This is a genomic window from Mycolicibacterium sichuanense (assembly GCF_033741125.1).
Classification (GTDB): Bacteria; Actinomycetota; Actinomycetes; order Mycobacteriales; family Mycobacteriaceae; genus Mycobacterium.
Genome location: NZ_JAWQPU010000002.1, coordinates 52,315 through 71,807, shown reverse-complemented (window position 1 = coordinate 71,807; position 19,493 = coordinate 52,315). Strand labels below are relative to the sequence as shown.

At 69.3% G+C, this 19,493-nt stretch carries 17 protein-coding genes; 11 read left to right on the top strand and 6 right to left on the bottom strand.

The window, feature by feature from the left end; genetic code table 11:
* Position 1: 1 nt before the first annotated feature.
* From SBI80_RS07220 to SBI80_RS07205, 4 genes are all read right to left on the bottom strand, one after another.
* Entirely contained in the window at positions 2-865 is an 864-nt protein-coding gene (locus tag SBI80_RS07220; RefSeq protein ID WP_318973804.1) for an SDR family oxidoreductase, read from the bottom strand.
* A 57-nt stretch (positions 866-922) separates the two neighbouring features.
* On the bottom strand, positions 923-2,329 hold the full coding sequence (locus tag SBI80_RS07215; protein ID WP_318973803.1) for an aldehyde dehydrogenase family protein: 1,407 nt from the start codon (positions 2,327-2,329) through the stop codon (positions 923-925).
* A 70-nt stretch (positions 2,330-2,399) separates the two neighbouring features.
* Positions 2,400-3,329, bottom strand: a complete 930-nt coding sequence (locus tag SBI80_RS07210; RefSeq protein WP_318973802.1) for a class I SAM-dependent methyltransferase — start codon at positions 3,327-3,329, stop codon at positions 2,400-2,402.
* Positions 3,330-3,415: 86 nt separating this feature from the next.
* Positions 3,416-4,051 carry a TetR/AcrR family transcriptional regulator gene (locus tag SBI80_RS07205; RefSeq protein WP_318973801.1) on the bottom strand — a complete coding sequence of 212 codons (636 nt, stop codon included), beginning with the start codon at positions 4,049-4,051 and terminating at the stop codon, positions 3,416-3,418.
* Positions 4,052-4,240: 189 nt separating this feature from the next.
* Here SBI80_RS07205 and SBI80_RS07200 point away from each other — a divergent pair, with 189 nt between their 5' ends.
* Entirely contained in the window at positions 4,241-4,804 is a 564-nt protein-coding gene (locus SBI80_RS07200) for a TetR/AcrR family transcriptional regulator (protein ID WP_318973800.1), read from the top strand.
* Between the two features lie 24 nt (positions 4,805-4,828).
* Positions 4,829-6,982: an FUSC family protein gene (locus SBI80_RS07195; protein WP_318973799.1), complete on the top strand. Its 2,154-nt coding sequence runs from the start codon at positions 4,829-4,831 to the stop codon at positions 6,980-6,982.
* 10 nt (positions 6,983-6,992) lie between these two features.
* Here the strand turns inward: SBI80_RS07195 and SBI80_RS07190 are convergent, their stop codons facing one another.
* Entirely contained in the window at positions 6,993-7,967 is a 975-nt protein-coding gene (locus tag SBI80_RS07190; RefSeq protein ID WP_318973798.1) for a pirin family protein, read from the bottom strand.
* Between the two features lie 70 nt (positions 7,968-8,037).
* Complete coding sequence (locus tag SBI80_RS07185) at positions 8,038-9,759, bottom strand: putative PEP-binding protein (RefSeq protein WP_318973797.1); 1,722 nt, start codon at positions 9,757-9,759, stop codon at positions 8,038-8,040.
* 102 nt (positions 9,760-9,861) lie between these two features.
* On the opposite strand from SBI80_RS07185, the gene SBI80_RS07180 reads away from it, so the two are divergent.
* The 9 genes from SBI80_RS07180 (at position 9,862) to SBI80_RS07140 (ending at position 19,294) form a co-directional block, all read left to right on the top strand.
* Positions 9,862-10,641 carry a DeoR/GlpR family DNA-binding transcription regulator gene (locus tag SBI80_RS07180; protein WP_318973796.1) on the top strand — a complete coding sequence of 260 codons (780 nt, stop codon included), beginning with the start codon at positions 9,862-9,864 and terminating at the stop codon, positions 10,639-10,641.
* The gene (gene pfkB / locus SBI80_RS07175; protein ID WP_318973795.1) at positions 10,638-11,615 is read left to right on the top strand and encodes a 1-phosphofructokinase; all 978 of its coding nucleotides are present in this window, start codon (positions 10,638-10,640) and stop codon (positions 11,613-11,615) included. The genes SBI80_RS07180 and pfkB overlap by 4 nt, the downstream gene beginning before the upstream one ends.
* Positions 11,616-11,655: 40 nt before the next feature.
* The gene (locus SBI80_RS07170) at positions 11,656-13,665 is read left to right on the top strand and encodes a PTS fructose transporter subunit IIABC (protein WP_318973794.1); all 2,010 of its coding nucleotides are present in this window, start codon (positions 11,656-11,658) and stop codon (positions 13,663-13,665) included.
* A 33-nt stretch (positions 13,666-13,698) separates the two neighbouring features.
* Positions 13,699-13,956, top strand: coding sequence for an HPr family phosphocarrier protein (locus tag SBI80_RS07165; RefSeq protein ID WP_318973793.1), 258 nt, complete (start codon positions 13,699-13,701; stop codon positions 13,954-13,956).
* 239 nt (positions 13,957-14,195) lie between these two features.
* The gene (mycP, locus tag SBI80_RS07160; RefSeq protein WP_318973792.1) at positions 14,196-15,542 is read left to right on the top strand and encodes a type VII secretion-associated serine protease mycosin; all 1,347 of its coding nucleotides are present in this window, start codon (positions 14,196-14,198) and stop codon (positions 15,540-15,542) included.
* On the top strand, positions 15,539-16,936 hold the full coding sequence (eccE, locus tag SBI80_RS07155) for a type VII secretion protein EccE (protein WP_318973791.1): 1,398 nt from the start codon (positions 15,539-15,541) through the stop codon (positions 16,934-16,936). The genes mycP and eccE overlap by 4 nt, the downstream gene beginning before the upstream one ends.
* A gap of 47 nt (positions 16,937-16,983) precedes the next feature.
* A complete protein-coding gene (locus SBI80_RS07150) occupies positions 16,984-18,561 on the top strand; it encodes a PPE domain-containing protein (protein ID WP_318973790.1) in 1,578 nt (525 codons plus the stop codon).
* Positions 18,558-18,899, top strand: a complete 342-nt coding sequence (locus SBI80_RS07145; RefSeq protein WP_318973789.1) for a YbaB/EbfC family nucleoid-associated protein — start codon at positions 18,558-18,560, stop codon at positions 18,897-18,899. Before SBI80_RS07150 ends, SBI80_RS07145 begins: the two co-directional genes overlap by 4 nt.
* 131 nt (positions 18,900-19,030) lie before the next feature.
* Complete coding sequence (locus tag SBI80_RS07140; protein WP_318973788.1) at positions 19,031-19,294, top strand: hypothetical protein; 264 nt, start codon at positions 19,031-19,033, stop codon at positions 19,292-19,294.
* The last annotated feature ends 199 nt before the right edge of the window (positions 19,295-19,493 follow it).

Here is a 19,493-nt window from a genome sequence, read left to right as displayed (position 1 = left end):
CTCAGCCCAACTTGAAGCTGGCAGAATGAGCTGCCGACAGATCGGTGATCTCACCCCACTTGGACGCCACGTCGTCGACCGAGGGCACTTGGGAGAACGTCACGCCGTCGTTCTGGAACAGCGCGGTGCGCTGCACCTTGCCACCACCGACGATGAAGATCGAGTCGGTGTCCGTCAGCTCCTCGGTGCACAGGTAGGCCACGACGGGCGCGACGTACTCGGGCGTCAGCTTCTCGAACACCTCGGGCGGCAGGATGTCCTGCGTCATGCGGGTCGCGGCGATCGGCGCGACGGCGTTCGCCTTGATGTCGTACTTGGCACCTTCCTGGGCCAGCGTGTTGATCAGGCCCACCAGGCCCAGCTTCGCAGCGCCGTAGTTGGCCTGACCGAAATTGCCGAACAACCCGCTGGTCGAGGTGGCGACCACGACGCGGCCGAAGCTCTGCTCACGGAAGTGCGGCCACGCCGCCCGCAGCACGTTGTAGCCGCCGTAGAGGTGCACCTTGAGCACGGCGTCCCAATTGTCGTACGTCATCTTGTGGAACGTGCCGTCGCGCAGGATGCCCGCATTGCTGACGACGCCGTGCACCGCCCCGAACTCGTCCACGGCGGTCTTGATGATCTTCTCGGCGCCCTCGGGCTCGGCGACGCTGTCGTAGTTGGCGACGGCGCGTCCACCCGCCTCCTTGATCTCGGCAACCACCTGATCAGCCATGTTGTGCCCGGCGCCCGATCCGTCGCGCGATCCGCCGAGATCGTTGACCACCACGCTGGCGCCCTCGCGGGCGAGGGTCAGGGCGTACTCCCGTCCGAGACCTCCACCGGCACCGGTGACGACGATGACGCGATCCTGCACTCCGGGCATTGCGTTCCTACTCTCTCGATCTTCGTTGATGAGTCCTGCGGCTGGCCGACGGCGGGTCTAGAGCAACCTGCGCGCCAGTTTCCACGCCCTATCTGTATACGGCGGATAGATGATCGCCGACACGTCGGGTCGGGTCGGCTTGGTCAGCACGGACTTTCGGTGGCTGAACTCCTCGAACCCGAACTTGCCGTGATAGGCGCCCATCCCCGACGGTCCCACGCCGCCGAACGGCAGCTTCGTGGTGGAGAACTGGAACAGCAGATGGTTGACCAGCATGCTTCCCGACGAGACCTCCTTGACCACCCGCTCGCGAACGGCCTTGGTCTTGGTGAAGACGTAGGCCGCCAGCGGCTTCGGCCGCGCGTTGACGAAATCGATTGCCTCGTCCAGGGATCCGACGGTCACGATCGGGAGAATGGGCCCGAAGATCTCGTCGGTCATCAACGGTTCGTCCAGCGCCGGGTCGACGACGACGGTCGGCTCGATCTCGATGGAAGCGGCATTGGAGCCACCACCGACCGCGACGGTGCCCTTGGTCGCCGCCAGCGCGGTGGTCAAGCGGTTGAAGTGTCGCTCGTTGACGATGCGCTTGCCGGAACTGCCGGCCTCGAACGTGGCGACGGCCTCGGCGATCTTGGCGACCAGTTCGTCGCGAATCTTGGCGTCGGCCAACACGTAGTCCGGTGCGATGCAGATCTGCCCGGAGTTGATCAGCTTGGTCCACGCGATCCGCTTGGCGGCGACGGCGATGTCGGCATCGTCGGCGACGATCACCGGGCTCTTGCCGCCGAGCTCCAGCGTGACGGGTGTCAGCTGCGCTGCCGCACTCTCGTAGACCCTGCGGCCGATCTCGGTGCCACCCGTGAAGCACAGCTTGTCGAAACCCTGGGCGATGAGTTCCTGGCTGACCGCGCCGTCACCCTCGATCACCGTGATCGCATCGGGGTCCAGATAGCGCGGCACCAATTCGGCCATCAGCGCCGATGAGGCCGGGGCCACTTCGGACGGCTTGAGCACCACGGCATTTCCCGCGGCGATGGCGCCGACGGCAGGGCCGAGCGTCAGCGCGAACGGAAAGTTCCACGCGCCGATGATCAGCACCGTGCCGTAGGGCTCGTACTCCACCCAGGCGCGGCCGGGCAGCTGCGAGAACTCCAGCAGCCGGTACTTGCGCCTGGTCCACTTGCCGACGTTCTTCGCCGCATCGGCTGCCTCCCCGGCCGTGGTGATGACGTCGGCCAGCCATGACTCGAACGGCTTGCGCCCGAGATCGCGTGCCAGCGCATCGGCGATGGCCGGCTCGTTCTCGGTGATGAGCTGCTCCAGCGCCTCAAGCTGGCGTCTTCGCCAGGCGACGTCGCGCGTGCGGCCGCTGGTGAAGGTCTTGCGCAACCGGGCGACGGTCGCCGGGATGTCGACGGCGGCAGCGGGTGAGGTGGGTGGAGCGGTCGCTTCGGTGGTCATCGGAGTCCTTCCACGGGGTCCGGGTGCGCTCCTCGCGATCGTAACCAACCGTTCGGTTGGCCGACAGGCTTCAGCGGCGGCCGACCACGAAGTCGGAGAACGCCCGCTGGTCGGCCTCGTCGGGCAGCTCCCAGCGGCCCAGGCGGCGCATCTCGTCGCGCGAGGCCACCGCCGTCGCGGTCCAGCCGTGACCATTGAGCCATTCGGCGACGTCGGCGCGGTCCTCGTCGTGGTACATCAGATCACCGACGTCGACGGCGTCCTCGATGCCGAACTGCACGGCGATCTGCTGGAAGCGCTTGCGCATCTCGTCCCGGCGGTCCTTGGCCTGCACGCCCATCGTCTCGACGGCGACCTGACTGCCCGGTGCACTCAGCTCGCTCACCTGGGTGAACAACCGATCCTGGGCCTCGGCCGGCAGGTACATGAGCAGTCCCTCGGCAAGCCATGCGGTGGGGAGCGACGCGTCGAAACCCGCCTGCGTCAGCGCGGCGGGCCAGTCCTGGCGCAAGTCGACGGGCACCTCGTGCAGAGCCGCCGACGGCCGCGCCCCGTGCGCGGCCAGGGTCGTCGCCTTGTACTCGAGGACCTTGGGCTGGTCGATCTCGTAGACGTCGGTCCCGGCCGGCCAGTCGATGCGGTAGGCCCGCGAGTCCAGACCCGACGCCAGGATGACGATCTGACGAATGCCCGCAGCCGTTGCGTCGGCGAAGAACGCGTCGAAGAAGTGGGTGCGGACGGCTTGGTAGCTGCCCATGTGCTCGAAGATCACCGCCACCTCGGGGTCGGCCTCGGCGACCTTCGCGACGAAGGCGTCGTCGAGCATCAACTCCCAGACACCGGTGCCCGCACCCTCGACCAGGATCTTGGCGAAGGGATCGCGGATCAGCGGCTGCGCGCGCTCGGTCTCACCGGCGCGGGCGGCAGCCACCATCACCGCAGTAGATCCCACGCTGGTCGCGATGTCCCAGCTGTCGTCGTTCGTGCGCAAGGAACCCATGGACGGCGATGATACCGAGGAACTTAGTCGAGCTATCCGGTCATGTGGGTGACGTCACCGCAAGCTCGCCGCGCCGTGTTGCCGAGTTACTCGGCGAGCTTCCACAGTTTGTTCGCCAAGAGCAGTTCCAGCTTATCGACGATGGTGGGCAGTTCGTCGTGGCCGCCGACGTAGCCAGCGTAGAAACCCATGCCCCACATGACCGCGACGAGCAGCTCCACCAACGTGGGGACGTCGGTGTCGGTGGTGAGCTCGCCGTTCTGGATGGCCTCGGTAACAGCCCAGGTCACGAAGGCCCTCGAGGTCTTGAGCGAATTGTGCTCGTCGCGGCTGAGATCGGGGTGCCGCTGGGACTCCAATATCGACGTCACCAGGAAGGCGGCCGCCGAACGGTCCCGCGAATCGGTCTGCATGGCGGCCGAGAAGAACGCCGACAACCGCTTCAGCAGGGACGTCTGCCCGTCGGCCTTGGCCAGGCCCGCGGCAACGACCATCTCGTTGGTCTTCTCGACCACCTCGGCGTACAGAACACGCTTGCTGGCGAAGTAGTGATTGATGGCCGGACGGGTCAGGTCTGCACGTATGGCGATGGCTTGGAACGTCGCTGCGTCATATCCAAGTTCGCTGAAAACCTCACGCGCCGCTCGCACGATGCGCTCACGGGTCTCCGCCGCCTTCGCTGCTGGCGGACGCCCAGGACCTCGGGTAGCGGTGTACGGCACTGTTGAATTGTGCCACATCTCACCTGGCCGTCCAGAACCAAATCGTTGCGGTGCCGTAAAGATGTGAAATCCAGCAAACCATCCGCGCCGTCAACGGATGGTGTTCGGTCCAAATCTTACGAATTGGCGACATAGCTGGGCGCCACCGTCCGCGTGCACTAACGGCCACGGACACTAGGGTTCTCATTCATGGCGGGTGTTGCATCTCGAGAGTCATACTTCGAGACCGGCCTCGACGTGCTCTCCGATCTTGGTTACGGCGGTCTGAAACTCGCCGTGGTGTGCAACCGCCTCGGGGTGACGACCGGATCCTTCTACCACTACTTCCCCAGCTGGTCGGCCTACACCAGAGACCTCGTCGGGCACTGGGTCCGTGAACGCGAAACCGGCATGGCCGCGGCCTGGGCCGAGCCCGACCCCCGTCGGCGCGTCGACACGATCATCGAGCACGCATTGGCACTGCCGCACGGCGCCGAGGCGGCGATCCGGGTGTGGAGTTCGATCGACCCCGAGGTGCGCGCCGTGCAGTCGACGGTCGATCGGCAGCGGTACGACGCCCTCTTCAGTGCGGCCTTCGAGATCCTCGACCACAAGCACCAGGCCCAGGTGTTCGCGTCGTGGGGGATGTACCTGTTGATCGGATACGAGCAGTCCACGATGCCCAGTGAGACCAAGGACCTGCGCTGGATCGCCGACCAGCTCCTGGACACCCTCGACGCCGGTCGCTTCGGCTCGGTGCCCGACGCGGGCTGAGGGCGCCGTCTACCATCCGGTTTCATGCTGACCCCGGCGAGCCCGATCCGCCGGGCCAGGCAGCGGATTGCCGACCGGGACCCGGAGCACGACGCCGCGCGACGGGCGCTGCGCGCAGCAATCGTGCTGCCGCTGGCCGCCGCCGCCGGCTTCGCCGTCGGAAGTGGCTCGCAGACCATCCTGTTCGCGATCTTCGGCTCGGTGGCGCTCCTGATCACCGTCGACTTCCCCGGTAACCGTCCGGCCCGGGCCCTGGCCTACGCCGGGCTCGGGGTCAACGGCTACGTCCTGATCATCCTCGGCACGCTGGTGGCACCCATCCCGTGGCTGGCCGTGCTGACGATGTTCGTGCTGGCGGTGGTGGTGACGCTGTCGGGGGTGCTCAGCGAGATCGTCGCGGCGGGCCAGCGCTCGACGCTACTGACGTTCGTCCTGCCGACGTGTACGCCCGCCGGTCCCATCCCCGAGCGTCTGCTCGGCTGGACCATCGCCCTGTCGCTCGCCGTCCCCGCGGCGCTGTTCCTGCTGCCCCCGCGCCACCACGACGAACTGCGGCGCCACGCCGCCCTGGTGTGTCAGGCGCTGGCCGACCGCCTCGACGGGATGGCCTCGGCCGCCGACACGAGCGCCGCCATGGACGCCCTGCGGTCGAACTTCCTCGGAGCGGACTTCCGGCCGGTGGGTCTGACCGCGGGCAGCCGCGCGCTCGTTCGCGTCGTCGACGACCTGCAGTGGCTGTCCGATCGCGTCACCGAGGGCAGCGGCGACCTGCTCGCCGAGATGCGCGATCCGGTCGTGCGGGTACTGCGGGAGAGCGCCCAGGTGCTCGGCACCGACGTCGGCCACCGCGACGCCCACCGGGCGAACCTGACATCCGCGCTGGCGGTGCACAAGCTGGTCGCCCAGAGCCGCTACCGCGAGGACATCCTCGAGATCCTCGCCGAGCCCGACGACGCCACGGCCATCGGCGTCGGGCGCCGGCTGCTGACCCGCAGGACCATCTCCGGTTGCGTGGGCACCACCGGCCGGGTCATCGGCATCGCGGCGGCCGCCGACGCCCGCCCCGTCTGGGCCAGGGTCCTCGGCCGCCGCCTCCCCACGGCGGGAGCCGCCGAGCGTCTGCTGTCGGAGTCGCAGGCTCTGACGTCGCTGCCGGGTGGCTTCCTGGCCACCAGGGCCGTCGTCGTGCGCAACAGCGTGCGCACCGGTCTCGGACTGGCGCTCGCGGTGACCGTCACCCACGTCTTCCCCGTGCAGCACGGCTTCTGGGTGGTGCTCGGCGCCATGTCGGTACTGCGCAGCAGCGCACTGACCACCGGCACCCGGGTGGTGCGCGCCGTGGTGGGCACCACGATCGGCTTCCTGCTCGGCGTGGTCTTCATCGAGTTGATGGGCGTCGATCCGGTGGTGCTGTGGCTGACGCTGCCGGTGGTCGCGTTCGGGTCGGCGTACGTGCCCGAGGTCGCGTCGTTCGTGGCCGGCCAGGCGATGTTCACGATGATGGTGCTGATCATCTTCAACGTCATCAACCCCAGCGGCTGGCAGGTGGGCCTGATCCGGGTGGAGGACGTCCTCGTCGGCGCGTCGGTGGGCGCCGTCGTGTCCGTGCTGCTATGGCCGCGCGGGGCGGCCGCCAGGGTGTCCCGGTCCATCGACGCCGCCGTCGACTCGGGTTCGACGTACCTGACCGCCGCGGTCAAACGGGTGACCCGCGGTGCCTCGGAGGCAGCCAACGACCGGGTGTTCGCCCTTGGACACTACGCGATGACCGTCTCGCGCACCCTGGATGATGCGGTGCGCCACTACCTTTCGGAGAGCGGTGGTTCCACCGATCAGCGAGCGCCCATCGTCAGGGCCGCCAACCGGGCCGTGCGCGTACGCACGGCAGCCGAGCTGATCGCCGACGTGGCGCCACCACCGCTGACCGTCTATCCGCGGGTGCGGGAGGTGCTCGAGACGCACACCACCACGATCCGCGAGCGCCTCCATGGCCGCCGACCGGTTCGCGACCTCGGCCCCATTTGCGACGGCTTCGTGCTCGCCCTGCGCGCCGAGTCCGACGGCTCCGAGCTGTCGATCCGCGCGGCCCTACCCCTGGTCACCGTGGCGGCCAACCTCGGCGAGCTGGAGCTGCTCTACCCGGACCCGGCGCGACCGGTGGCGCTGCAGGAGACCTGAGGACCGGGCCCTACCGCGTGGAGGTGTGCGGCATCAGGGCATTCGGCGGGATGGTGCCGAACTTGCCGGCGTCGAAGTCCTCGAGGGCCTGGATCAACTCCGACTTGGAGTTCATCACGAACGGCCCGTAGTGGAAGACGGGCTCGCGAATTGGCTTGCCGCCCAACAGCAGTACCTCGAGTGCGGGATTGCGGGAATCCTGGCCGGCATCCGCCGTGACGGTGATGCGGTCACCGGGTCCCAGCACTGCGAGCTGACCCTGGTGGATCGGCTTGCCGACCGGTCCGACGGCGCCCTTGCCTGCCAGCACGTACACCAGCGCGTTGAAGTCGCGGTTCCACGGCACGTCCAGGCGCGCACCCGGCGCAATGGTGGCATGCGCCAACGTGATTGGCGTGTACGTTGCACCAGGACCCTGCTGGCCGTCGATGTCGCCGGCGATGATCCTGACGAGCGCCCCGCCGTCGTCGGAGGCCAGCAGCTTGACCTGTCCACCCTCGATGGCCTGGTAGCGCGGAGCGGCGAACTTGTCCTTGCGCGGCAGGTTGACCCAGAGCTGGATGCCGTGGAACGTGCCGCCGCTCTCGACGAGTTCGGCCGGCGGCGTCTCGATGTGCAGGATGCCCGAGCCGGCGGTCATCCACTGGGTGGCGCCGTCGGTGATCAGGCCACCGCCGCCATGGGAGTCCTGGTGGGCGAACCGGCCGTCGATCATGTAGGTGACGGTCTCGAATCCGCGGTGCGGGTGCCAGTCCGTGCCCTTGGGCTGACCGGGCTCGTATTCGACCTCGCCCATCTGGTCCATGTGCACGAAGGGGTCCAACGCCGCGGCGCTGACGCCCGCGAACGCGCGGACGACGGGGAAGCCCTCGCCCTCGTACCCACGCGGGCCGGTGGTGACCGACCGCACGGGACGCGAGGTATCGGCCGCGCCGGGGCCGGTGATGCGGGGCAGGGTCAGGGTGTCGGCGGTAATGGCGGGCATCGGTACCTCCTCGATAGAACGTACCCAGATTAACCGGACCGTAGTCCGATTTCTTCCCGGCCGTTGGTCGCTACACCAGCACGGCGCTGGCGGCGACGCGGGCCTGCGCTGCGGTGGCGGTGGCGAGCGCGGCGTCGGCGGCCTCCCGGCACTGCGCGAGCGTCACCTGGGCGAGCTTCGCTCCGACCGCCGACACGGCAGCGGCCGCCGCCGACAGCGAGGAGACCCCCAGCCCCACCAGCACGCACGCCAGCTGCGGGTCGGCGGCGGCCTCACCGCACACGCCGACGGGCTTGCCGACCGCCACCCCGGCCTTGGCAGCCATCGCAACCAGCGCCAGCACCGCGGGCTGCCACGGGTCGGTCAGGGTGGCCAGTTCGGCGGACATCCGGTCGGCGGCCATCGTGTACTGGGTCAGGTCGTTGGTGCCGATCGACAGGAAGTCGACGTGCTCGAGGATGCGGTCGGCGAGCAGTGCGGCCGCCGGCACCTCGATCATCACGCCCGGCACCAGGCCGTGGGCGCGGGTCTCCTCGGCGAACGCCTTGGCCTCGGCGGGCGTCGCGATCATCGGCGCCATCACCCATGGTGCGCTGCCCGTGTTCTTCGCCGCGGCGGCGATGCCCTCCAACTGGCGGGTCAGGATGCCGGGGTTGCCGTCGGCGATCCGGATGCCGCGCACGCCGAGCGCGGGGTTGGCCTCGTCGGGGTGTCCGACGAACTTCAGTGGCTTGTCCGATCCGGCGTCGAGGGTGCGGATGACGACCTTGCGGTCGGCGAACGCATCGAGCACCTCGCCGTAGATCTGGGCCTGCTCGTCGACCGAAGGCTCCGTGGAGCGATTCAGGAAGCACAGTTCGGTGCGGAAGAGTCCGACGCCCTCCGCGGGCGTCTCGGCGGCGGCCCGCGCAGCAGCGCCGTCCTGGACGTTGGCCAGGATCGCGACGACGTGGCCGTCGGCGGTGGCGCCTGGCCCGCTCCAGCTCTTGGCGAGGTCGGCCTCTCCGCGGGCGACGTCGACGGCACCCCTGGCGACGGATTCGTCGGGTGAGACCGTCACGGTGCCGAGCGTCCCGTCGACCATCACCATCGTGCCCGCGGGGACGGCGTCCAGCCCGTCGACCGCGACCACGCAGGGGATGCCGAGCTGGCGGGCGATGATCGCGGTGTGGCTGGTCGGGCCGCCGAGCGTGGTCGCCAGCGCCACCACCAGGGAGGCGTCCAGACCTGCCGTGTCGACCGGCGCGAGATCCTCGGCGCACAGGATCGACGGCACCTCGGGCACCGGGATGCCCGGTTCGGGCAGCCCGCTCAGTTCGGCGATGACGCGATCCCGGATGTCGCGCAGGTCGGTCACGCGCTCGGCCATCAGCCCGCCGAGCTGGGTGAACATGACGACGAACTGGTCGACCGCCCCGGTCACGGCCCGAACGGCAGGGTTGCCCTGACCGATCCGCTTCTCGGTCGCCGCGATCCAGGCGCGGTCCTGCGCCAGCTGCGCCGTGGTCGCGAGCACCTCCGACGCGGCGCCGGAGGCGTTCGCCGCCCGTTCGCGCAGGCGGTCGGCGACCGCCGCGGCCGCCGCGGTGAAGCGCGCCGCCTCGTGCGGCCGATCCGCCTCGTCGACGTCGGCGCCAGTCGACGCGTCGTCGACGGTCGGCCGCGTCCCCGGTCGGATCACCGGGGCGTACTGCACGCCTCCGACGGCCGGGATGCCCTGGAGCACCGTGCCCGCTGCGGGCGCGGTGACGTCCGCGGCCTGGAGTGACGTGGAGGATGGTGTCGCGCTCATGTGAACTAGGTTACAGATTTCCATTGACAAGTCAACATAGTCAGGGGTAAAACCAACGATATCAACATTTCAATCCCACATATCCCACACAGACGGAGTGTCATGTACGCCGAAGAGCGCCAGCAAGCGATCGCCGAACTGGTGATCAGCCGGGGCCGCGCCTCGGTGGCCGAGCTTGCCCAGGCCTACGACGTCACCACCGAGACCGTACGGCGTGACCTCGCCGTCCTCGACCGCGCCGGGGTCGTGCGCCGGGTTCACGGCGGCGCCGTCCCCACGCGCACCCTGCACCTCGTCGAGCCTGGCGTCGGCGAGCGGGAGACCACCCGCGCCGACTACAAGGACGCCATCGCCGAAGCCGCGACCGAGTTCTTCCCCCTCGGCGGCGCGAGCGTGCTGCTCGATGCCGGCACCACCACTGCGCGCATCGCCAACCACCTGCCCACCGACCGCGACCTGGTGGTCGTCACCAACTCGGTGCCGATCGCCGCGCGGCTGGCCGCCATGCCGTCGGTGACGCTGCAGCTGCTCGGCGGACGCGTCAGGGGGCTCACCCAGGCCGCGGTCGGCGAGCAGCCGCTGCGGGTGCTGGACAACCTGCGCGTCGACATCGCGTTCATCGGCACCAACGGCATCACCGCCCGCCACGGGCTGTCCACCCCCGACAGCGAGGAGGCCGCGGTGAAGCGGGCGATGGTCGCCTGCGCCAACTACGTCGTCGTCGCCGCCGACTCCACGAAGGTCGGCCGGGAGGACTTCGTCAGCTTCGCGCCGATCTCCAGCGTCGACACCCTCATCACCGACATCGAGATCTCCGACGCGGATCGGCGCCAGCTGACCGACGAGGGCGTCGAGGTCATCGCCACGGGAGCCCCGGAATGATCCTCACCGTCACGCCCAACCCGAGCATCGACCGCACGGTCGGGTTGGGCACCCCCCTGACCCGCGGCGCGGTGCACCGCGTCACCTCGGCCACCAGCGAACCCGGCGGCAAGGGCGTCAACGTCGCCCGCGCCCTGACGCTGGCGGGGCTCGAGACCGTCGCCGTCCTGCCCGCCGCCGAAGGCGACCCGATGTTGGCCGCCCTGCAAGCCGCCGGCATCACCTTCCGGACCGTGCCGGTCGACGGAGCCGTGCGCACCAACCTGGCGATCACCGAGGCCGACGGCACCACGACCAAGCTCAACGAGCCCGGCGCACGCCTGGACGCGGCTGCCCTGGACGCGCTGACCCGCGCCGTCGTCTCCTACGCCGAACGGGCGTCGTGGATCGTGCTGTCCGGCTCCTTGCCGCCCGGGGTGCCCGACGACTGGTACGCCGAGGTCGTCGCGCGGTTGGCGTCGGCCCCCTGCCAGGTGGCCGTCGACACCTCCGAGCGTCCGCTGGACGCGCTGGCGGCCGCCTTCGAGCGGTCGGCTCCGGACGTCATCAAGCCCAACGCCGAGGAACTCGCCGGCCTCGTCGGCGCGTCATCCGAAGAGTTGGAACAGGCTGCGGCCCAGGGCGATCCGGCCCCCGTGGTATCCGCGGCCAACCGGCTCATCGAACGCGGCGCCAAGACGATACTGGTCACCCTCGGTGCGGCGGGAGCCGTCCTGGTGGACCCGACCGGCAGCTGGCTCGCCACCCCGCCGCCCATCGCGCCGCGCAGCACCGTCGGCGCGGGTGACTCGGCGCTGGCAGGATACGTCCGCGCCGCGGTCGGTGGTGCCGAACCACCCCGCCGCCTGCAGATGGCGGTGGCCTACGGCAGCGCGGCGGCGGCGCTGCCCGGTTCGGCCCTGCCCGCACCGTCCGAGATAGATCTGAATGCCGTTCGGGTGTATGCGATTACGCCCGCGTCCACCCGTCCCTGACCCCACGACCGGTCCCGAACCACCCAAGAGGAAGAGAACAATGTCCATCATCACCACCGACCTCGTCGCCATCGACGTCGACGCAGGCGGCGACAAGGAGGCCGTGATCGGCCTGCTCGCCGCACGTCTCGCCGATGCCGGGCGCTCCTCCGACGGTGCCGGCCTCGTCGCCGCCGCCATGGCCCGCGAAGCGCAGTCCGCCACCGGGCTACCCGGCGGCATTGCGATCCCGCACTGTCGTTCGCCGTACGTGGACCAGCCCACCATCGGCTTCGCCAGGCTGTCCCCGCCCGTCGACTTCGGGGCGCCCGACGGCCCCGCGGACCTGGCCTTCCTGATCGCCGCGCCGGACTCCGGTGGCGCCGAGCACATGAAGCTGCTGTCCAGCCTCGCGAGGGCGCTGGTGCGCAAGGAATTCGTCGAATCGCTGCGCAACGCCGCCACCGCCGCCGAGGTCGTCGACCTGGTCGAGGGCGTCGTGAACCCGGCTCCGGCCGCTCCTGCCGCGGCCGCCCCCGCACCGGCCGAGGCCGCCGCGGGCAAGACCATCGTCGCCATCACGGCCTGCCCGACGGGCATCGCCCACACCTACATGGCCGCCGACTCCCTGGTCGCCGCGGGCAAGAAGGCCGGCGTCGACCTCGTCGTCGAGACGCAGGGCTCCTCGGGCAGCACACCCCTGCCCGCCGAGACCATCGCCAAGGCCGCCGCCGTCATCTTCGCCACCGACGTCGGGGTCAAGGACCGCGGCCGGTTCGCCGGCAAGCCCGTGATCGCCTCCGGCGTGAAGCGCGCGATCAACGAGCCGGACAAGATGGTCGCCGAAGCCCTTGCGGCCGCGGACGATCCGAACGCCGCCCGAGTCGAGGGCACCGCCGGTGGCGGGTCCGCTGTGGCCGCGCCGTCGGGTTCCGGCGGGGTCGGGTGGGGCACCCGCACCCGACAGATCCTGCTCACCGGCGTCAGCTACATGATCCCGTTCGTCGCCGCGGGCGGTCTGCTCATCGCGCTGGGCTTCCTGCTGGCCGGCTACGACATCGCCAACAAGCCCGCCGGCTCCACGCAGTCGCTCGGCAACGTCATCGCCGCGGGCAACTCGCTGACCAACCTGCCCAGCGGCGGGCTGGTCCAGTACCTCGGTGCCGTGCTGTTCACTCTTGGCGGCCTGGCATTCTCGTTCCTGGTGCCGGCGCTGGCCGGTTACATCTCCTTCGCCATCGCCGACCGGCCGGGCATCGCCCCCGGCTTCACCGCCGGTGCGGTCGCGGTCTTCGTCGGCGGCGGGTTCATCGGCGGCATCGTCGGCGGTCTGATCGCCGGGTTCGCGGCGCTGTGGATCAGCCGTATCGCAGTACCCAAGGCGTTGCGCGGCTTGATGCCCGTGGTGATCATCCCGCTGTTCGCGTCGCTGTTCGTCGGCCTGCTGATGTTCCTGCTGCTGGGCCGCCCATTGGCCGCGATCACCTCGGGTCTCACGCATTGGCTCGGCGGCCTGTCCGGCAGCTCGGTGATCCTGCTCGGCATCATCCTCGGGCTGATGATGTGCTTCGACCTCGGCGGCCCGGTCAACAAGGCGGCCTACGCCTTCGCCACCGCGGGACTCAACGTCGCCGACCCGTCGTCACTGCGCATCATGGCCGCCGTGATGGCGGCCGGCATGGTGCCACCGCTGGCGATGGCACTCGCCTCGACCGTGCGGCCGGGCCTGTTCACCGAGCCCGAACGCGAAAACGGCCGGGCCGCATGGTTCTTAGGCGCAGCGTTCATCTCCGAGGGCGCCATCCCGTTCGCCGCGGCGGACCCGCTGCGGGTCATCCCCTCGATGATGGCCGGTGGCGCGGTGACCGGCGCCTTGATCATGGCGTTCGACGTCACGCTCAAGGCACCCCACGGTGGCATCTTCGTGTTCTTCGCCATCGGCAACCTGCTCTGGTTCCTGGTCGCACTGGCCGCCGGAATGCTCGTCGGCGCGGCCGCGGTCATCACCGCCAAGCAGTTCTCCAAGCCGAAGGCCGACTCGGAAACGTCCCCCGAGCTCGTCGCCGCCTGACATTCTCGACACCATTACAGAAGGAGATCTCCCATGCCCACCAAGACCGTCATCGTCGGCTCGTCGATCGGCCTGCACGCCCGCCCGGCCGCGATCATCGCCGAGGCCGCCGTCAACGCCGGAGTTCCGGTGACCCTGTCCGTGGACGGCGGTGAGCCGGTGGACGCCGGATCCGCGCTGATGATCATGACGCTGGGAGCCGGCAACGGCGCGCAGGTCACGGTGGCGTCCGACGACGAAGCCGCCGTGTCCACCATCGCCGAGTTGGTCCAGAAGGACCTCGACGCCTAACTAGCTGGGAACACGGCCCACGTCGAGGCCGATCGACTCGGGGGAGGCGCTCTCGCGCCTCCCCCGAGTCCGTTCAGATACGTGCATGCCGAGCGTCTACGGCCCCGTAAGATTGCCCTGGTGCACGGGGTCAGGGGGCTTGACGTGAGGGAATGCGCCGTCCAAGGGGCGGTTCGAGTTTTGCCATCGGCGGTTCGGCTGCAGCTGGAGCGACGCGAGGGCGAGGGGCTCGGCAGCTGATGCGCAAGGTCGTGATGCTGCTGGCCGTGCTCTGCCTGGCATTGTTCGGCGCGCCGCCGGTGTTTGCCATCGAGCCGCCCGCGATCGACCCGGGCGCCATGCCGCCCGACGAAACCGGCCCCGATCAGCCCACCGAGCTCCGCCGCGTCTGCTCCGCGCCGACCATCCTCCCGGGCGCCAACTTCGCCGACAAGCCGTGGCCCAATGACTACCTGCGCATCAGCGACGCCCAGAAGTTCGCGACCGGTGCGGGCGTCACCGTCGCGGTCATCGACACCGGTGTGAACGGATCCCCACGCGTGCCCGCCCTGCCAGGCGGCGACTTCGTCGACAAGGCCGGCGACGGGATGAACGACTGCGACTCGCACGGCACGCTGACCGCGTCGATCATCGCCGGGCGCCCCGCCCCCACCGACGGCTTCATCGGCGTCGCACCCGATGCCCGGCTGCTGTCGCTGCGCCAGACGTCGGACAACTACCAACCCGTCGGCGCACGGGTCGACCCCAACGACCCCAACACGACCCAAACTGCCGGCTCGTTGCGCAGCCTCGCGCGCTCGATCGTTCACGCCGCCAACCTCGGCGCCCAGGTGATCAACATCAGCGAGGCGGCGTGCTACAAGATCACGCGCCCGATCGACGAGAAGAGCCTCGGCGCCGCGATCGAATACGCGGTCACCGTCAAGAACGCGGTCATCATCGTCGCGGCTGGCAACACAGGCCAGGACTGCACTCAGAACCCGCCGCCGGACGCGTCCATCCCATCCGACCCGCGCGGCTGGAAACAGGTGCAGACCATCGTCTCTCCCGCCTGGTACTCACCGCTCGTGTTGACCGTCGGCGGCATCGGCCAGACCGGCCAGCCGAGTACGTTCTCGATGTCCGGGCCGTGGGTCGACGCCGCCGCGCCCGCCGAGAACATCGTTGCGCTGGGCTATGACGGCAACCCCGTCAACGCCCTGCAGGGTCAGGACGGCCCCATCCCCATCAACGGGACGTCGTTCGCCGCGGCCTACGTGTCGGGTCTGGCGGCCATGCTGCGGCAGCGCTTCCCCGATCTCACCCCGGCACAGATCATGTACCGGATCACGGCGACGGCGCGGCATCCCGGTGGGGGCGTGGACAACTACGTCGGCGCCGGCGTGATAGATCCCGTCGCGGCGTTGACGTGGGACGTCCCGCCGGGCCCGAAGACGGTGTCCTACAAGGTCCATCAACTTCCGCCACCGGTCTACGTGCCGCCGCCCGACCGAGGACCCATCACGATGGTGGTGGTGACCGGTGTCAGCCTCGCGGTAGTGCTCGGGATCGCCGCCCTGGCGAGGCGTGCGCTGAGGCGCCGATGAAGAAGCTGGCGTCGGTCTTCGGTCTGCGATTGACCACGGGCCACCTGCTGTGGGCAGCCGTGCTGATCCCGGCCTGTCTGGTGTTCTTCATCCACATCCACCTGACGTGGCTGGCCATCACCTTGGCCGTATTGATCGCCATCGCAACGGTATTGACGGTGCGCGGCCGTCGCATCACCGGGTGGATCGCGGTGGTGTTCGCGTGGCGCCGGCGCCACCAGGTGCCCCCGGCAGCGCCGTCGGAGCCCGCCGTCGGTGCGACGGTGATGCCGGGTGACCACGTCGCGGTGCGCTGGCAGGGTGAGCACCTGGTCTCGATCGTCGAGCTGGTACCCCGGCCGTTCACGCCGACGGTCATCGTGTCCGGTGAGGCGTTCACCGACGACGTGTTGGACACCCAGCTCGTCGAAGAACTAATCGCGACCTACTGTCCCGATCTGGAGGCCGACGTCGTATCTGCGGGATATCGGGTCGGCAAGACCGCGCCGTCGAGCCTCGTCGCGCTCTACGAGCAAGTCGTGGGCCCCTATCCAGCACCGGCCAATCGCCGCACGTGGATCGTGTTGCGCGCCAAGCCAGAAGAGACGCGTCGGTCGGCCCTTCGGCGAGAAGCGGGGGTTGCGGGCCTTGCGCGGTACCTGGTCGCCTCCACCACCCGCATCGCCGATCATCTGGCCAGCAACGGGATCGACGCGCGGTGCGGACGCAGCTTCGACGACTTCGACCGGGCCACCGAAATCAGCTTCGAACGCGAGGCGTGGTCACTAATCAAGGGCCGCAGCACATTCACGGCCGCCTACACGGCGCCGGGTGGCCCGGACGTCTGGTGGTCGGCACGGGCGGATCACACCATCACCCGGGTCAGGATCCGGCCCGGAAGGGCGCCCACCACGACGGTGCTGCTCACGACGCTGGCGGAACCCTCGACACCACGCGGATTTTCGTGCCTGTTCGGCGGACAGCGCGCCGCGCTGCACGGTGAGAGTCCGACCACGGACCGCCACTACGAGCTGCCCATCGGCTCGGCGGGCGTACTGGTCGGCGAGACGGCCGATCGCTACCCGGTGTACATGCCGTTCGACGACGTCGACGTCAGCATCAACCTCGGTGACGCGCGATTGTTCACCCAGTTCGTCATCCGCTCCGCGGCTGCCGGTGCGATAGTGACGCTGGGACCACAATTTCGCGAGTTCGCGGGATTCATCAACGCCCGCGTCGGAACGGTCGCGAAGGTCTCCTGGCCGAACGCCACCACCTATCTCGGCCCGCATCCCGGCTTGGGCCGGGTCGTGTTGCGGCAGAACTTCATCGACACTCCGCGCCACCGTCAGCTGCCGATCCGGTTGATCAATCCGCGCGAGGAGAGTCGCTATCAGACGGTGCTGGAGCAGTGATGCACGACGTGCTGCGCCCCAGTGCGGGCAGGGTGTGAGGAGGACCCATGGGCGATGGCATCAAGGTCGATACCGCGGATCTGCGCGCCAAGGCGAGGCAGGTCGAGAACGTCGAGTTCGCCGATCCGGCTGGCCTCGCAGCCGGACTCCAGGCACCAGATAGCCTGCCGCACACCAAACGCAACATCGAGCACCTGCAAACCAACGCGAAGTACCTGGCCGACCTGCAGGCCTACGCCAAGACCGAACGGCAACGGTTGGCCGACACGCTGAACTCGGTCGCCAAGGCCTACGACGACTTCGACGCCGCCGCGCGGCACAGCCTGGACTCCGGAGGACCCGCACCGGCGCCCGTCGTGCCGCAGGGAAGTGGCACCCCCGAACCCAAGGCACCCGGCCCGCTGGCCTCGCCGTCGCGGACGAGCAGCGGTGACAACCTGTTCATCGACCTCGCCCAGGATGCGCTGGGCAATGGTGACCACGGTGCCTCGCTGGAGGAGGCGCGCAACAAGTGGGACGCCACCGGCGTCAGTCTCCAGAAGGCGGGGGCGACGTTCATCGCACCCATCGTCAACTGGGAGGGTGAGGCGGCCGACGAGGCGTACGGCAAGTTCTTCAACTACGGCAACTGGATCACCCAGCTGGGCCAGAAATGGCAAAAGTTGGCCCAGGAGGCGCAGAAGGTGTGGGACGCGCACCTGCGGGCGGTCGGTGAACACAATCCGGTGTACGCCCAGTACAAGTCGCTGGAAGACAACATGACCACGGCCAATCAGCACGCGAGTTTGGTCGCGATGGAGAAGCTGGTCAAGAAGTCCGAGGAGATCCAGGACACCTATACGGCCACCGCGGCCGTCGAGCGCGTGACCGTCGACGAGCCACCGCCTCCGGTCGGCGCACCATCTGCACCGGTGGCGGCCAACGGCGACCCACGAAAGCTGCCGTCCGACTGGAACCAGGGCGGCGCGAATCAGGCTCCCACGGCCGGTGCGGGTGGGGGTGGCGGCGGGGGCGGCGGCCAGTCCCCTGGCGGTGCGCCGTCGATGCCGCAGACCCCGTCGCACGGTGTCTCGCCCATGTCGGCCGACAAGGCGGCGGGCGAGTCCCCGGCCGGCCAAGGGGCGGGTGGTGGTTCACCGTCGGGCGGAGGCTCGCCTTCGGGTGGGTCGCCCACCGGCGGGTCGCCGTCCGGTGGCATGCCCAGCCTTCCCGGCGGCGGTGCCGGTGACCTTGCCGGATTGCCAGACGATCCGGGTATCAGCCCGGCCGCGGCCGACGCCGGCGGCGGTGCGGGCGGTGGGGCCGGGGGAGGCGCCGGCGGCGGTGCGCCGTCGATGCCGTTGCAGCCCAGCGTCGGTGGCGTCTCGGTGGGCCCGGGGCCAGCTGGCGCCGGAATGCCCGGTGGCGCGGGTGCAGGACCTGGAGGCCCGGGCGGCGGTGCGATGGGCGGTGGCATGGGCGGCGCGCCGATGCACGGCCAAGGAGCGGGTCAGGGCAAGGAGAGGAAGCGCACGCCGGGCCTGTCGCCCGACGAGAGTCTCTACGTCGAGGATCGTGAGTACACCGAAGAGGTGATCGGCGCCCGCAAGCGCAGAACCGTTCAGGACCCGAAGGATCCGAAGTGACCGAGGACATGCATCCGCAGGTGGCTGCGGTTCTGCGGCAGGCGCAACGCCTGCAGTCGCTGATGGACGAGCAGCTGAACAAGATGGCGACCGAATCCTTCACCGCGACCGACGAAGCCGAGACGGTCGAGGTGACGTTGAACGGTCACCAGTGGCTGACGGACGTGTTCATCGAAGACGGGCTGTTGCGGCTCGGCGCGGAGACCGTCGCGGCGCGGGTCAACGAGGCGCTGCAGAATGCCGGGGCCACTGCGGCGGCATCGATCGAGGCCGACCGCGAGCGCATCGACACCGCGGTCGCCGAGATCACCTCAGAGCTCAACGACGGCCGCGACTGAAGTCGGCGCGGGAGGCGATTTGGTGCGCGATCCGAGTAGGTTTTCGTTCTACGGTGTGGACGTGCACGCGAGGGCGTCGTGCGCCCGGGCGGGGGTGTAAGAGTGAAGAGGCGAGGCGGGGGGAACCTACGGTGAGCACTGCTCCTCAGGACGATTGGCAATCATCTCAGCAGTGGGGCTCGGCTGCCGATCAGGGTCCGCTCTACGGGCAGCCCTTCGATCCGACGGCGTCGAACCCGCGCCAACAACCCCCGCCGCCGGGCTGGGAGCAGGGAGCGTGGACGCAGCACGGACACCCGGCGGACTCGAACGTGACTTCGCCGACGTGGCTGCTCATAGGCGTTGGCGTCGTGGTGCTGCTGGTGATCGCCGGTGTGATCCTGTTGGTCGTGTAACGGATTGCGATGCGATCGACGTCCAATTCGCAGACGTCGTCGCCGGCGGACGGAATTCGCTTGCCGCAAACTGTCGGCCGGTTGGCTGCTGAACGGAATTTGATGCGTCCGCACCCCCATTTCCTGACTTAGGCTGGGGAAGGAGGTGCGTCGGTAAACTCCGGTACGTGACGAGCGGATCTTGTGGGGGTGCGGCAAT

What these genes read in the sequence shown, in the direction of transcription:
- mycP (WP_318973792.1), top strand. Translation starts at nt 14,196, where the DNA reads ATGCGCAAGGTCGTGATGCTGCTGGCCGTGCTCTGCCTGGCATTGTTC.
- SBI80_RS07165 (WP_318973793.1), top strand. Translation starts at nt 13,699, where the DNA reads ATGCCCACCAAGACCGTCATCGTCGGCTCGTCGATCGGCCTGCACGCC.
- SBI80_RS07180 (WP_318973796.1), top strand. Translation starts at nt 9,862, where the DNA reads ATGTACGCCGAAGAGCGCCAGCAAGCGATCGCCGAACTGGTGATCAGC.
- SBI80_RS07185 (WP_318973797.1), bottom strand. Translation starts at nt 9,759, where the DNA reads ATGAGCGCGACACCATCCTCCACGTCACTCCAGGCCGCGGACGTCACC.
- SBI80_RS07150 (WP_318973790.1), top strand. Translation starts at nt 16,984, where the DNA reads ATGGGCGATGGCATCAAGGTCGATACCGCGGATCTGCGCGCCAAGGCG.
- eccE (WP_318973791.1), top strand. Translation starts at nt 15,539, where the DNA reads ATGAAGAAGCTGGCGTCGGTCTTCGGTCTGCGATTGACCACGGGCCAC.
- SBI80_RS07220 (WP_318973804.1), bottom strand. Translation starts at nt 865, where the DNA reads ATGCCCGGAGTGCAGGATCGCGTCATCGTCGTCACCGGTGCCGGTGGA.
- SBI80_RS07195 (WP_318973799.1), top strand. Translation starts at nt 4,829, where the DNA reads ATGCTGACCCCGGCGAGCCCGATCCGCCGGGCCAGGCAGCGGATTGCC.
- SBI80_RS07170 (WP_318973794.1), top strand. Translation starts at nt 11,656, where the DNA reads ATGTCCATCATCACCACCGACCTCGTCGCCATCGACGTCGACGCAGGC.
- SBI80_RS07215 (WP_318973803.1), bottom strand. Translation starts at nt 2,329, where the DNA reads ATGACCACCGAAGCGACCGCTCCACCCACCTCACCCGCTGCCGCCGTC.
- SBI80_RS07200 (WP_318973800.1), top strand. Translation starts at nt 4,241, where the DNA reads ATGGCGGGTGTTGCATCTCGAGAGTCATACTTCGAGACCGGCCTCGAC.
- SBI80_RS07190 (WP_318973798.1), bottom strand. Translation starts at nt 7,967, where the DNA reads ATGCCCGCCATTACCGCCGACACCCTGACCCTGCCCCGCATCACCGGC.
- SBI80_RS07210 (WP_318973802.1), bottom strand. Translation starts at nt 3,329, where the DNA reads ATGGGTTCCTTGCGCACGAACGACGACAGCTGGGACATCGCGACCAGC.
- pfkB (WP_318973795.1), top strand. Translation starts at nt 10,638, where the DNA reads ATGATCCTCACCGTCACGCCCAACCCGAGCATCGACCGCACGGTCGGG.